This window comes from Maridesulfovibrio sp. (genome assembly GCF_965230075.1).
Classification (GTDB): domain Bacteria; phylum Desulfobacterota; class Desulfovibrionia; order Desulfovibrionales; family Desulfovibrionaceae; genus Maridesulfovibrio.
In genome coordinates, this window is record NZ_OZ245945.1 from 3,474,552 (window position 1) to 3,487,947 (window position 13,396).

Annotated in this window: 13 protein-coding genes and 7 tRNA genes; 15 read left to right on the forward strand and 5 right to left on the reverse strand. The window is 49.5% G+C overall.

The window, feature by feature from the left end:
• Positions 1 to 68: 68 nt before the first annotated feature.
• The 3 genes from ACO05Z_RS15725 to ACO05Z_RS15735 form a co-directional block, all read right to left on the reverse strand.
• Positions 69 to 1,547: a DEAD/DEAH box helicase gene (locus ACO05Z_RS15725; RefSeq protein ID WP_421903135.1), complete on the reverse strand. Its 1,479-nt coding sequence runs from the start codon at positions 1,545 to 1,547 to the stop codon at positions 69 to 71.
• A 303-nt stretch (positions 1,548 to 1,850) separates the two neighbouring features.
• On the reverse strand, positions 1,851 to 3,269 hold the full coding sequence (gene ahcY / locus ACO05Z_RS15730) for an adenosylhomocysteinase (protein WP_421903136.1): 1,419 nt from the start codon (positions 3,267 to 3,269) through the stop codon (positions 1,851 to 1,853).
• 33 nt (positions 3,270 to 3,302) lie between these two features.
• On the reverse strand, positions 3,303 to 4,214 hold the full coding sequence (locus ACO05Z_RS15735) for an ArsR/SmtB family transcription factor (RefSeq protein WP_421903137.1): 912 nt from the start codon (positions 4,212 to 4,214) through the stop codon (positions 3,303 to 3,305).
• A 298-nt stretch (positions 4,215 to 4,512) separates the two neighbouring features.
• Here ACO05Z_RS15735 and ACO05Z_RS15740 point away from each other — a divergent pair, with 298 nt between their 5' ends.
• The 6 genes from ACO05Z_RS15740 to ACO05Z_RS15765 all read left to right on the forward strand — a co-directional run bounded on the left by ACO05Z_RS15740 (position 4,513) and on the right by ACO05Z_RS15765 (position 6,993).
• Positions 4,513 to 5,016: a DUF721 domain-containing protein gene (locus ACO05Z_RS15740; protein WP_421903138.1), complete on the forward strand. Its 504-nt coding sequence runs from the start codon at positions 4,513 to 4,515 to the stop codon at positions 5,014 to 5,016.
• A 36-nt stretch (positions 5,017 to 5,052) separates the two neighbouring features.
• Positions 5,053 to 5,400, forward strand: coding sequence for a hypothetical protein (locus ACO05Z_RS15745; RefSeq protein ID WP_421903140.1), 348 nt, complete (start codon positions 5,053 to 5,055; stop codon positions 5,398 to 5,400).
• Between the two features lie 85 nt (positions 5,401 to 5,485).
• Positions 5,486 to 5,560: transfer RNA gene (locus ACO05Z_RS15750), tRNA-Gln, on the forward strand.
• A gap of 21 nt (positions 5,561 to 5,581) precedes the next feature.
• A tRNA-Glu gene (locus tag ACO05Z_RS15755) sits at positions 5,582 to 5,659 on the forward strand.
• A gap of 94 nt (positions 5,660 to 5,753) precedes the next feature.
• Positions 5,754 to 5,831: transfer RNA gene (locus ACO05Z_RS15760), tRNA-Glu, on the forward strand.
• A gap of 181 nt (positions 5,832 to 6,012) precedes the next feature.
• Positions 6,013 to 6,993: a class I SAM-dependent methyltransferase gene (locus tag ACO05Z_RS15765; protein ID WP_421903141.1), complete on the forward strand. Its 981-nt coding sequence runs from the start codon at positions 6,013 to 6,015 to the stop codon at positions 6,991 to 6,993.
• Here the strand turns inward: ACO05Z_RS15765 and ACO05Z_RS15770 are convergent.
• Positions 6,935 to 8,293, reverse strand: a complete 1,359-nt coding sequence (locus tag ACO05Z_RS15770; RefSeq protein ID WP_421903142.1) for a D-serine ammonia-lyase — start codon at positions 8,291 to 8,293, stop codon at positions 6,935 to 6,937. The genes ACO05Z_RS15765 and ACO05Z_RS15770 overlap by 59 nt on opposite strands.
• A gap of 152 nt (positions 8,294 to 8,445) precedes the next feature.
• Here ACO05Z_RS15770 and ACO05Z_RS15775 point away from each other — a divergent pair.
• The 4 genes from ACO05Z_RS15775 (at position 8,446) to ACO05Z_RS15790 (ending at position 8,999) form a co-directional block, all read left to right on the forward strand.
• A tRNA-Gln gene (locus tag ACO05Z_RS15775) sits at positions 8,446 to 8,520 on the forward strand.
• 58 nt (positions 8,521 to 8,578) lie between these two features.
• Positions 8,579 to 8,656 (forward strand) — tRNA-Glu (locus ACO05Z_RS15780).
• A gap of 93 nt (positions 8,657 to 8,749) precedes the next feature.
• Positions 8,750 to 8,827: transfer RNA gene (locus ACO05Z_RS15785), tRNA-Glu, on the forward strand.
• Between the two features lie 94 nt (positions 8,828 to 8,921).
• Positions 8,922 to 8,999, forward strand: a tRNA-Glu gene (locus ACO05Z_RS15790).
• 66 nt (positions 9,000 to 9,065) lie between these two features.
• Here ACO05Z_RS15790 and ACO05Z_RS15795 read toward each other — a convergent pair.
• Positions 9,066 to 9,437, reverse strand: a complete 372-nt coding sequence (locus ACO05Z_RS15795; RefSeq protein ID WP_421903143.1) for a hypothetical protein — start codon at positions 9,435 to 9,437, stop codon at positions 9,066 to 9,068.
• 140 nt (positions 9,438 to 9,577) lie between these two features.
• Here ACO05Z_RS15795 and ACO05Z_RS15800 point away from each other — a divergent pair, with 140 nt between their 5' ends.
• The 5 genes from ACO05Z_RS15800 to ACO05Z_RS15820 all read left to right on the forward strand — a co-directional run bounded on the left by ACO05Z_RS15800 (position 9,578) and on the right by ACO05Z_RS15820 (position 13,395).
• Positions 9,578 to 10,465, forward strand: a complete 888-nt coding sequence (locus ACO05Z_RS15800; protein WP_421903144.1) for a LysR family transcriptional regulator — start codon at positions 9,578 to 9,580, stop codon at positions 10,463 to 10,465.
• Between the two features lie 92 nt (positions 10,466 to 10,557).
• On the forward strand, positions 10,558 to 11,082 hold the full coding sequence (locus tag ACO05Z_RS15805) for an HD domain-containing protein (RefSeq protein WP_421903145.1): 525 nt from the start codon (positions 10,558 to 10,560) through the stop codon (positions 11,080 to 11,082).
• Between the two features lie 206 nt (positions 11,083 to 11,288).
• Entirely contained in the window at positions 11,289 to 11,843 is a 555-nt protein-coding gene (locus ACO05Z_RS15810; protein ID WP_421903146.1) for a GAK system XXXCH domain-containing protein, read from the forward strand.
• A gap of 9 nt (positions 11,844 to 11,852) precedes the next feature.
• Entirely contained in the window at positions 11,853 to 12,995 is a 1,143-nt protein-coding gene (locus ACO05Z_RS15815; protein WP_421903147.1) for a hypothetical protein, read from the forward strand.
• 127 nt (positions 12,996 to 13,122) lie between these two features.
• Positions 13,123 to 13,395 (forward strand): amphi-Trp domain-containing protein, encoded by a 273-nt coding sequence (locus ACO05Z_RS15820; protein ID WP_421903149.1) that lies wholly within the window; start codon positions 13,123 to 13,125, stop codon positions 13,393 to 13,395.
• Position 13,396 lies beyond the last annotated feature (1 nt).

Genomic DNA, 13,396 nt, shown 5'->3' on the forward strand with positions numbered 1-13,396 from the left:
AAGGGAAATATTTCAAAAATAAATTATTTCCACATGAAAAATCCATACAGTAAAAGCAAAAAAACAGATTATACTTTGGAAAAACGGGACGGACGACGCCTTCTTCTTGAAGGCCTTCCGGTTTTACGTTTAGCGCTATCCTCTTGATTTCCTTTGGAACTACCGGATTTACGCTTCGGTGCCGGACGAGAATCACGTCTTTCATCAGAATGCTTTGCAGGACCGCCGCTCGATTTGCGTCCTCCACCTGGCTTGCGTCTGCCTCCGGGCTTACGTCCTTCTCCTGACTTGCGCCCTTCATCATCACGCGCTTCAGCCGGTTTAGGGCCCCTTGCGGGTCTGCGATCGCCAGCGGGCTTGCGGTCCCCGGCAGGCTTGCGTCCGCTGCCTTTCTTGGCCGGGGCAGGATGGGTGTTCGGCTTATCGTAATCGAAATCTTCCAAAGTGCGGTGCTCAATGGAATAGCCTACAGCCTTTTCAATTTCACGCATGAGCTTCAGGTCATCGCGGGTCACAAAAGTAAATGCGCTACCGCTACGCCCTGCGCGTCCGGTGCGGCCGATTCGGTGGGTGTAAGTCTCGGCTGTATCAGGAATATCGAGGTTGAGAACATGGGTAATGCGATCACAATCAATGCCGCGCGCAGCAATATCGGTCGCAACCATAACCTTGAAAGATCCGTCCCGGAAACCGTCCAAAGCACGCTGGCGTTGGTTCTGGCTCATGTTACCCTGTAGGAAAGTAGCCTTGTGACCGCGCGCTGCGAGTCTGCGGGCAAGGTTCTTGGCCTTATGCTTGGTGCGGGTAAAAACCAGCAGGCTATCATAATCGGTCTCAGCAAGGACTTTGAAAAGAAGGCTGTTCTTCAAATGCTGGCTGACCGGGTAAAACACATGTTCGACGGTCTTGGCCGGGGCAGTATTAGCCACCTGCACCGTTGCCGGACGATAGAGAATCTTTGCAGCAAGATCACGAATATCATCGGGCATGGTTGCGGAAAAAAGCAGGTTCTGGCGACGCGTGGGAAGTTTGGCCATGATCCTGCGGATATCCGGCAGAAAGCCCATATCCAGCATACGGTCAGCTTCATCCAAGACAAGGGTATCCACCTTATCCAGCTTGATCACTCCCTGATTCATCAGGTCCAGAAGGCGTCCGGGGCAGGCCACGATAACAGATGAACGGCGAGCAGCCTGAATCTGGGGCATTGCTCCCACTCCGCCGAAAACAGCGGCGCTACGGATTCCAGCTTCAACGCCTAGCTCCATGAAATTCTCATGAATCTGCAAGGCAAGTTCACGGGTAGGTGCCAGCACCAGCACGCGGATCGGCCCCTGACCGGAGAATTTCTTCTCCAGCAGACGCTGCATGATGGGCAGGGCAAAGGCCGCAGTTTTACCGGTTCCGGTCTGGGCAAGGCCCATTACATCGCGACCTTTGAGAACTTCGGGAATGGCCTTAGCCTGAATGGGGGTCGGCGTTTCATAGCCGCAAGCATTGATTCCGGCCATTATGCGCCGGTCAAAAGAAAATTGTTTAAAACTCACAATATATCCAGTGGTGAAAGGACTACATCCGACGGCTGCGCGTGACGGCACCCGTGCTGCGGAATAAATGTTCCGAATACTTAATAATCTCTGGGACGTAGAGGATAAGGGCTTCTTATTGCGAAGCGGATTTCCAGATAAAAAGAATATGATCTTTGCATGCGTCCAGTCACGCCGAGGTGGGAGTTAGTGACTTATTATGGGGCAAATGTAAAGGGAAATATATTAAAACAAAAAATTCCGCAGCACCGAAGCACTGCGGAATCCTATATTCAAATCAACATCCCCCGAAGGGAACATTTCTTAGTAGCGGTAGTGATCAGGCTTGTAAGGACCTTCAACATCAACGCTGATGTAGTCGGCCTGTTCTTTGGAGAGAACATCAAGCTCAACACCGAGGCGCTCGAGGTGGAGTCTTGCAACTTCTTCGTCGAGTTTCTTGGAGAGGATCATTACTTTAGGTTCGTACTCATTCTTAGCGAGATCGATCTGTGCAAGAGCCTGGTTGGTGAAACTGTTGGACATTACGAAGCTGGGGTGACCGGTAGCGCAACCGAGGTTTACGAGGCGGCCTTCAGCGAGAACGATAACGGACTTGCCGGATTCCATAACCCATTTATCAACCTGAGGCTTGATCTCGATCTTCTTGGCAGTCTTGCTGTCTTCGAGGTAGCTCATTTCGATTTCGTTATCGAAGTGACCGATGTTGCAGATGATAGCTTCATCTTTCATCTTGGAGATGTGCTCACCAGTTACAACGTGGTAGTTACCGGTGCAGGTAACAAAAACATCACCGCGTTCAACTGCTTTGTCCATGGGGCAAACTTCGAAACCTTCCATAGCAGCCTGAAGAGCGCAGATGGGGTCGATTTCAGTAACGAGTACACGGGCACCGAAGCCGCGCATGGACTGGGCACAACCTTTACCAACATCACCGTAACCGACAACAACAACGACTTTACCGGCGATCATTACGTCGGTAGCGCGTTTGATACCGTCAGCAAGGGATTCGCGGCAACCGTAAAGGTTGTCGAACTTGGACTTGGTAACGGAGTCGTTAACGTTGATTGCGGGGAAGAGCAGTTCGCCAGCTTCCTGCATCTGGTAGAGGCGGTGTACACCGGTGGTGGTTTCTTCAGAAACACCGCGTACTTTTTCTGCGATTGCAGTCCATTTGCCGGGAGTTTCAGCAACGGAAAGCTTCAGGCGATCCAGAACGCACTGGAATTCCTTGTTGTCGGTCTTCTCATCAAGGATGGAAGCGTCTTTTTCTGCTTTAACACCGTGGTGGATGAGCAAAGTTGCGTCGCCACCGTCGTCAACGATGAGGTCGGGACCGGAACCGTCAGGCCAAGTCAGAGCCTGCTCGGTGCACCACCAGTATTCTTCGAGGGTTTCACCCTTCCATGCGAATACCTTAGCGGTACCGTTAGCTGCGATAGCTGCGGCAGCGTGGTCCTGAGTGGAAAAAATGTTGCAGGAAGCCCAGCGGATGTCAGCACCGAGAGCGTGCAGGGTCTCGATGAGCATTGCGGTCTGGATGGTCATGTGCAGGGAACCCATGACTTTGAGGCCCTTGAGGGGCTTCTCTTTACCGTATTTTTCACGGATAGACATGAGACCGGGCATTTCGCGCTCGGAAAGCTGCATTTCTTTGTTACCCCAGTCAGCGAGGGAAATGTCAGCAACTTTGTAATCAAGCTTAGAATCTACTTTAAGCATTGAAACCTCCATTTACGGGCACTGGGCCCAAATTTATTTCTTTTCAGATATACATACAAGGACGGTCAGTCCTTCATTTACGGGATAACGGCGGATATCCATAGAGCCAAGTCCGGCATCCCTCATCCAGCCGCCAAGTTCTTCTTCTGTAAAACCGAGTCTGCGATCACCGAATTCGCTGCGCATCCGCTCATTGGAGTGGGACACAAAATCGGCAATGACCAGCTTACCGCCGCTGGCAAGGGTCCGCGCAGCTTCAGCAACAGCCTTGTCCGGGCGCGGCAGGTGGTGCAGGACCATGGAAATAAAAGTTAGGTCCGCTTCCCAATCGCGCAGGGGCAGATGGGTAAGTTCACCGATGCGCAGGCTCACGTCAGGATGGTTACCCAGACGTTTTTCCGCCAGTTCCAGCATCTTGGGAGAACTGTCCACACCAATAACGGTTTTACATTTAGAAAGCAGGCTTTCCAGCAGGGAACCGTTACCGCAACCAAGGTCAACACCAACGTTGCAACGGTCCACAAGAGTCAAAAGCTCGCTGTCCAGATTGAAATCACCGAATACGTCGCTCTGCAAGCGCTCCCAGTCCTCGGCAATTTCATCAAAAAATTTGCGGGTCTCAAGATTACGTTCGGCCAGTACCTTGGCTACCCGGATACGATCTTCTTCGACCTCAGGCTCATTTTCAATGAGCCAGCTGATGGATTCCGCAAAACGGTTGCCGCTGCCGGAACGGGCCAGACGGTAGAAATTCCAGAGCCCTTCCCTTCTGGATTCCAGAAGCCCGCTCTCATGCATGATTTTCAAATGGCGGGAGACACGCGGCTGGGACATTCCCAGAACCTGCACAACCTCACCCACATTGAGTTCATTGTCCCGAAGCATGGCTAAAAGCCTGATACGAATCTCATCGGACAACGCTTTGCTGAATTTCAAAATTTCCATCAAACACCCCATCGGCAAAACATAACGACATCTTTATATAACAAAATTTCAATGAGCACTACCCGTCACATTCAAAAGCGTCAAGTCTTAATATAATAGCAGGCTGTTCAGGAAGTGCCAGATGCAAGGCGCAAGAAAAAGACTGGAATGATGCGTATCCAGACATACGTGAGTTTCAGCCTTTTTTGCAGCAACGCCGCAACTGGTGCTTTATGGACAGCCTGAAAGGTTTTGCCATCTGAAGATTTGTTGTATAAAGAAGCTTCACCGAACGAATAATACGGGTATATCATATAATATGGCAGCAAAGAAAAAATATAACGGTCCCAAAAAACGAGTCTGGCACCCCCGGCAGCGCACAGTGCGCCATGTGGGTGAAGCCATGGGCGATTATGTCTCCGATATGGACGGGCAGTACAAACTCATGATTCCAAGGCTTTGGAAAGCATGGCCTGAACTAATGGGAGAACTGGCCGAGTTTGCCAAGCCGCTGGGCCACCGCAAGCGCACACTGATCCTTGCATCAGACGATTCTGTAGCCGCGCAGGAGCTCTCATATTTCGCCCCGGAGATCCTTGAAAGAATAAATTCATTTTTTGGTGAAGAAGTCTTTGACAAGGTGCTATTCGAACTGTTAAACGGCAGGGTTCCATTGGACGGGTACGAATTAAAGCGTACAAAGTTCAAGGACGCCAAGATCAAAAAGCCCGGCAAATTAGGCGGGTTGAAAGACAAATTTGATCCAGAATCGGCGGTCGGAAGATGTTATCTGAAATACGTCCGCCTTTTTGAAAATTCATAAATTTCAGGGCACAAAGCCCACTTTAAGGAGGATATTATGAGTGATGAAACCCCCACCCTCGAGAGCCTGGAACTGACTAAGCCCCTCGAAAAAATGACCACCAAAGACCTGCGTCAGCTCTGCATTGACAAAATGCCCCTGATCGCTGGTGCTTCCGGCATGGACAAAGAAACCCTGATTTCCAACATCAAGGAATATCTCGGAATCGAAGACGAAGAAGGCGCAGTTTCCCCTTACAAAGATCGCATCCTCAACATCAAAAGACAGATGAGAGAAATGCGCATTGAGAAAAAATCTGTTGAAGGCCGCAAAGAGCGTGCACAGCTCCGCCGCAGAATCAACAGAATGAAAAAGCAGACTCGCGCTCTCGCTAAATCTGTATAATTATTTTATTTTCGAAATACATTCATAAATTCGAAAATAGTTGTTGACAGGAAGAGGCAGTTCCAATAAACACTCTTCTCGTTGCTGGGACATCGTTCAATTGGCAGGACGACGGGTTCTGGTTCCGTTAATCAAGGTTCGAGTCCTTGTGTCCCAGCCAACAACAAATTTTATGAGATGCGTCCCCATCGTCTAGCCTGGCCCAGGACACCGGCCTTTCACGCCGGCGACGGGGGTTCAAATCCCCCTGGGGACGCCACTCAAAAAAAGACTTGAACTGCCAGACCAAGTCTTACAAAAATCCGGCTTCACGCTAATAGGCCATAGTGAAGTACGGTACATATTCAAGATGCGTCCCCATCGTCTAGCCTGGCCCAGGACACCGGCCTTTCACGCCGGCGACGGGGGTTCAAATCCCCCTGGGGACGCCACGAAATTTCAAAGCCCGATTCGCAAGATTCGGGCTTTTTCGTTTTTAAAGCATTGAACAAACCACAGAACCTCCACTCTTCGCTTCCATCCGACCTATTGATCCTTCTCCCCGCCAAGTTGACAGCACAATTTTGTTTGGGCAATCCATACAGAATAACCATCACTTCAACTGAGATTCACATGAGCAAAGAACAGATCGACAAGGCTATCGGGCAGCATTGGGATGAACACCGCGCACAAGCCACCCCTCAACGCAACCGCTGGTGGAAATCACCCAGAATCATAGGGCACATCAACCGGATGGTTTGCGGTAAAAGCCTCGAAGGAGTCAGCGAAGGCCCCATCCAGATCATAAAAGAAATACTTAATGGCGGTTCATTCGGCGAAGCTTTGTCCATCGGATGCGGCGGTGCACACAAAGAACTGGAATTCGTAAAGCAGGGGTTGGTTGATCATTTCTACCTCTACGAGCTGAGTGAAAAGAATTGCGAACTCGCCAAGCATAGATTTGAAAGCACGGGCTATGGCGACAGAGTAACCGTCATCAACAAAGATTTCTTTGAAGACCAGCCCCGTGAATTCGACCTCATCCACTGGGACAACTCCCTGCACCACATGTTTAATTCCCGTGATGCAATTGCAAGGACCTACGATTGCCTGCGTCCGGGCGGCCTGTTCTACATGAATGATTTTGTAGGCAGCACCCGCTTTCAGTGGTCGGACACGGAATTGGAGCAGATCAACTACTTCCGCAAAAATCTCCCACCTGAAATGTTCAACAATCCACTGGGCGGAAGATTCCCGCGCCAAGTGGAAAGGCCATCTTTAAAACAGATGATCGCCGCCGATCCTTCCGAGGCTGCGGATTCGTCTTCAATCCTGCCCGCTCTCGAGGAGTTGCTCCCCAATCCCAAAGTTATCCCCACCGGGGGGACCATTTATCATACTTCCCTAAATGATGTTCTCGTGAATATTGAAGAGGATTCCCCGCTACTGACTCAGGCTTTGAAGATTGATGAAGCGATTAGTAAGAAGGGATTTTTTCAGTATGCGGTTTGTTTGGCAGAGAAGGGTTTTGTTTATCAACTAGCGCTAAATTCTTTTAACCCTTCCCAAGCAATTCTCGGCCTTTTTCATAATAGGCAAGCATCTCCTGCTTAGGAACCATACTCCCACCTGTGCACCAGACGAGGTGTGTTGCCCGATCTATTTTCGTGGCAAGGCCATGTCGGTTCAGATATTCTTGATTTCCCAATGTCCTTACGATTCCAGGAACACCCGCCACTGCTGATGGCTCAAGAGCCAAGTGTTCACAGTCAGCCATAATAGCAAGATACTTATATAAATTTTCATCACTGACAGTATAAACTCCATCCAGCAGGTCATGCAGGGTCCGGCCAACAAACCCGGAAGGGCGCCCTACTGCCAATCCATCTGCAGCAGTAAGGTTATCAATCCCAAAGTCCTGCACGCAGACTCCGTCATGCAGTCCCGTATATAAACCGAGAAGCATGGCTGGAGAGTGAGTTGGCTCAGCAAAAATACAATGCACATTATTCTGAAAGGCCAGCTTCAGGCCAAAAGCCACCCCGCCGGATCCTCCGCCCACTCCGCACGGGAGGTACGCGAACAGCGGGTGCTCATCATCAACCACAACTCCCAGCTCATCAAACTGCGCTTTCAGCCGTCCGGCAGCCACCGCATAGCCCATGAAAAGATTGATGGAATTCTCATCATCTATAAAGTAGCAGGACGGATCGTCAGCCGCTTCCTTGCGCCCTTCAGCCACAGCCAGACTGTAATCAGATTCATATTCCAGAACATTAACACCTTTGGAGCGCAGCATGTCCTTTTTCCACTGCCGGGCATCAGCAGACATGTGCACACTTACCTTAAACCCCAGCTGTGCCCCCATAATGCCGATGGAAAGGCCAAGATTTCCTGTAGACCCTACGGCAATGGAATATTTACCGAAGAAAGTACTGAATTTATCTGAATCAAGAACAGCATAGTCATCAGCAAGATTCAGTAATCCCGCTTCCACAGCCAGCGATTCAGCGTGCTTCAAAACCTCATAAATACCGCCCCGCGCCTTTATGGAACCGGAAATGGGCAAGTGATTATCGCATTTGGCGAACAAACGGCCGGCCAAAGACTCTCCATAAAAATCTTCCAATCCCCCTTTCATGACCGGAATTTCCTGAACCGGAGACTCAATCAGCCCTTCTGCCTCGGCTGTTTCCGGGAACACCTTTGCGATATACGGCCTGAACCTTTCCAGCCTCTCCGCAGCATCGTTGACCTCGTCGCTGCCAAAAGGAATATCAAAAATAGTCTCGGAAAACTTTTTTACCTCCGGGTTGAACCAACTAACCTCCTTAAGTGCCACCAGTTCTGAAATGATACGGTGCCCATCAATCCACTCAACCACACTCTTTCCGTTAATTTTTTTACCGGCCATCATATTCCCCTGATAAAATGATTTTCTCGATAAAGATGGGGCACAGTAAGTTATTCATGAAGCATAGTCACTCCCCTCTTCACTTTTCCCAAAAAAGATTTATTTTCTAGTTGACAGCCAACTCAAATCTACATATACCTCTTTCTCGCTGCTGGGACATCGTTCAATTGGCAGGACGACGGGTTCTGGTTCCGTTAATCAAGGTTCGAGTCCTTGTGTCCCAGCCAGCCAAATTTCGCCCGCTTCACCTACCAGGTATCTGAAGCGGGTCTTTTATACAGATGCGTCCCCATCGTCTAGCCTGGCCCAGGACACCGGCCTTTCACGCCGGCGACGGGGGTTCAAATCCCCCTGGGGACGCCATCAGTAAAAACGATCTTCAGCCAGACAGGTCGTCCCATAAATCCGGCTTCGCGCTAATAGGCCATAGTGAAGCAGGTGCATATTTTGAGATGCGTCCCCATCGTCTAGCCTGGCCCAGGACACCGGCCTTTCACGCCGGCGACGGGGGTTCAAATCCCCCTGGGGACGCCACTCAGTAAAAACGACTTGCCAGCCAAGTCTTTATATAAAATCGGCTTCGTTAATAGTGATTCAGGCCACTGAAGCAGGTGCATATTTAAGATGCGTCCCCATCGTCTAGCCTGGCCCAGGACACCGGCCTTTCACGCCGGCGACGGGGGTTCAAATCCCCCTGGGGACGCCACTTTTCATAATAAAAAGGATTGAATCTTTCGATTCAATCCTTTTTTGTTTTCCAGCCCGGACAATCTTAATTAACGCCCGTGACCACCCCGTTTCGCTGGACAAATTTCACCTCCCCGTCCCGGTCCACAAAAATAGCCTGCGGACAAGACCCTAATTTCCTGACCATCTGCACCTTTCCATCTACAGTCACCCGGTACAGCCTGCTCTGCGATTCTGAGAGTACATAGACCGAACTATCAGGAGCAGCACAAAGACCGCTTATACGCCCGAATCCGTCCGCAAAACGCACCCACTCGCCATCACCGTACACCACATAGACAATTCCCTCTTCCTGATTGGCGATGTAGTGGCTGCGTTTACCCTCAGCCACCAGCATTCCTGCTGAAGAAGCCTCTGCCATCGCAACCAGAAAAAGCATCACAAACATGGTTGCCATTACACTCCGACTCACAAAACCTGAAAAATACAATCCATACATTTTTAAAACCTCCAATTTGTGTTTGATTAAACCTACTCCAGCATATAATATCAATCCAATACCATTTAACTGTTTTTTGAGATCAAAAAGGTATCAATATGCGCATGCGTCAACTTCGCTATTTCCAAGCTGTTGCCGAGGAACTTCATTTCGGAAAGGCAGCGGAAAGGCTCCATATCCAGCAACCGCCACTCAGCAGGCAAATTCAAAACCTTGAAGAGGAGCTTGATGTCGAGCTTTTCAAACGCACCAACCGCAAAGTTGAGCTGACCGACGAGGGCAGATATTTCTTGCAGGAGGCAAAAGAAATACTGGCCATCATGGACCGCTCAAAAACAACGCTGCAAGCCATGGGCAACGGTACAGCTGGTAAGCTGAAGGTAAGCTTTATTTATCTGGCATTGTCATCTGCATTCCCGCAAATAGTCGGCGATTTCATTAAGGATTACCCTGATGTGGACGTAACAATGCACGATGAAAACACCTACTTTCAGGTCAATGCGGTAAAGGAAGGAACCCGTCACGTAGGCTTTGTAACCATGAAGCTGGTTGATCTTCAGGGTCTTGAAAGCATGGTCGTACACAGAGCCACTTCGTGCGCGGCAATCCCTGCCAGTCATCCCCTTGCCCAGAAAGATGTGTTGACTCTGAAAGAGGTATCAGAACTACCCTATATATGCAGCACCGACTCCTATTGCCGCATGCGCGTAAATGAAATGCAGCGCATATTCGGGGAGCGAGACCTTGACCTTAAAATAGGCATGCAATACGAACGCAAGCATACCGGTAATGTTTTTGTAGCCGCCGGACTGGGATGGACTATAATCAGTAGTGACTCAGCCGGAACCATCCCTGACGGAATAGCGCTCAAGCCATTGGAAATAGAACTGCACCCCTTTGAGATCGGCATGATCTGGAATCCTGAGCGCATGACCCCGCTGGTGCGAAATTTTATTGAGTTTTATAAGGGGCGGGTGGATGAATAGTTTATTCCACTCACATTTTGATTAGAATAACTTCGGTATTCAAATCAGACTTAATCGCAACAATTACAATTTACATTATATAAGGAAGCCCCATGCCCATCCCGACCCCAGAACAATGCGAAGAACTCCTCGCCTCCAACAACACCCCGGAAGCGGCAATTATCCACTCCCGACTTGTACGCGATGTCGCCCGCCGCATCGGGCGCGACCTGAAATGGCTGCGCGACCGTGGCCCGAATCTGGCCCTGATCACTGCTGCTGCCCTGCTGCATGACATTGCCAAGGGCCAGCCCGACCATGCTGCTGCCGGAGCCGCCATTGTGCGCGATCATGGCTATGACGAAGTTGCGGACATTGTGGCTGCCCATAATGACATTAAATATTCCGGGGATCTTCCGGTTACGGAAAAGGAAATCGTCTTTATTGCCGACAAGCTGGTCAAAGGTGATCAGATGGTCACTGTTGTTTATATGTTTGACCATAAGATCGAATCATGCACAGATGAGATGCTGCTTGCAAAGCTGAAACAAAGCAAGGAAGTTGCCCTGCGCATCAAGACAGCCATTGAGCAGGAGACCGGCAAAAATCTAGAAGAGCTGGCCATTGCCGAAGAATAACCACCGTCCAAACAAACCTTTATGCCCGCTGCCATATGCCATGACAGCGGGCATTTTTTATCTCAAAATATATCTGTGTTACAATTCAATCATAAAGTTGCAAACTTGTAATAGTTTCGCGATACTTACAAAGTGAAGCTTAGGTATAAGTCTGAGTTTCCACCTAAATAAATTCCCATGACAATCTTGTAGATCAGGAGAAAGGGATGGCAAAAAAAAGCAAAATCGAAAAATATATCCAGCCCGGAGAACTCCCGGCATTCCTGCGTAAAATAGCGGACGCACTTGAAGGAGGAGCATCGGAAGAAGATGCTTACCTTGTGATGATTGAGGGCTTCAAAAAACTGAAGATCAACATCCGCAATGAATACGGCCACACCGCCGTAAAAGTCACAGCCAAGCCCATGCCTACGGAAAAGGAAAATATCTCTGAAGAAGAGCCTGTTTCCACCGCAGGGCAGAGTGACAGTGCCAAACCTAAATACAAAAGCCTCAAAAAAAGGATGAAAGCATCCTTTAAAATTATATTTAAATCCGTACATGCGGGAACTCTTCCCCCAACTGAAGTAGTGGAAGAGTTCATGGCAGATTCGCAGCTTATGGTCAGCTACGAAGGATATGGCGATGAATATTACGATGAATACATGGCTGCATGCGATAGATTCCAGCAGGCCTGCAATGATTCAGATGTTGAAGCCGCCCACAAAGCCTGCGATGAGATCAACAGCATCACCGCCCACTGCCATTCCCGGTACAAATGAGAGGATAAAATGAATACAGCAGCATCCTGCCCTGCGGCAGTAAAAGTTTCCCCTGAAATCACTGATGAGGACCGCGCACGGTTCCACGAAGTGATTTCCACCGACCTTGCAGACTGGCAGATTGAACAGGTGGTCACACCTTCTAAAATTTACGCCCGACAGGAGAACCTGCTGGCCCTGCACTGGCACCCGGAATTTGTGCCTTTCAAATACATCACCCAGCGCGTGGACAAGATGTTTCCTAATGTGCAGGACAAGCTGATGATCCCCACCCAGCACAACGTGCTCATGAGCTATGGTGATTACACCGGGGTTGAAGTGGATTGCTATGCCAGCGGCTTCAACCAGAAAGTACAGCTCCTGCTCCACTTTGAGAATGAAAAGGTTGAAGAAGCCCATGTACTGAAATCCATGCTGGCCCATACTTTCAAATACCGTTCTTCCCAGCTTTTTGAATACATGGACTCCATCACCAAACCCATGGAAGAACGAGTGGAACAGGCAGCTAAATCCACTGGTGCGGATGAAGACCTTGTGGAAATGGTTCGAGTCTACGTAACTAAAATTCAGACCATGCTTGATGAGGAATGGTCCACCGTGCCCAAGGATTCTATCAAGAACAAACTGCTGCGCAATTACTTTGACGCCATGCGGCCTAAATACGGCGACACCCTGATCAACCGCATTCAGGCTTACCTTAAGGCAGTCAAAAAACTGGTCAAGGCTGACTTCTCCCTGAAATTCTTCTACCGGGCCACTGAGGTAATCGAAGAAGCGCGTTCCCTTGGCGGCTGCGTGGTTATTCCCCACCCGGAAGAGTTCTGGCCCATCCTACTGGCAAAATACGATGTGGACGGCATTGAAGTCTGGAACCCGCAATCCCAACGCTACACCGACTTCCTCATTTCCGTGGTCAACGAGCAGAACGCATCCCGCCCCGCCGGAAGCAAAGAACTGCTCATCTTCATGGGTGATGACTGCCACATGAGCGAAAAGACCAAACCGCTGGATACTCAGGACCCGCTTAAAGCAGCCCGTGAAATCGGCCTGCAGCCCGCATGGGATGACCTGAACATCAGGAAGAAATTAATCGTAGCCGGCATCGACCGCCACTCGGTAATTGAGGAATACAAAACCCGCATGGCCGGTTAGTAAAAGTAGACCTTCGTCATCTAATCTTTACATTGCTGCAATCATTCCCGGATATTAGAGGTGCTAATGATACTGCAAATTTAAGGAAGCATGCTAGTAAGCATGCAGACATAAACGGAGAAACATGATGGCCAGCGAAAAGAAATTCGTCTTTGAATCACTGCAGGACGCGGATACTATCCGAACCTTCCTGCAATCCCTTGTTGATGGCTTTGAGTCCGGAACAATCAGGCTTTCTACCAACGGAGATGAAATCGAACTCAACCCTGAAGGGTTGCTCAATTTTACCGTAAAAGCCAAAAGAAAAGCCGGGAGTAACAAAATCAACATCAAAATAGGTTGGAAAGATTCCGAAGGGAATGAAAATCCCAGCGACAAAACCCTAAACATCGACACTTAAA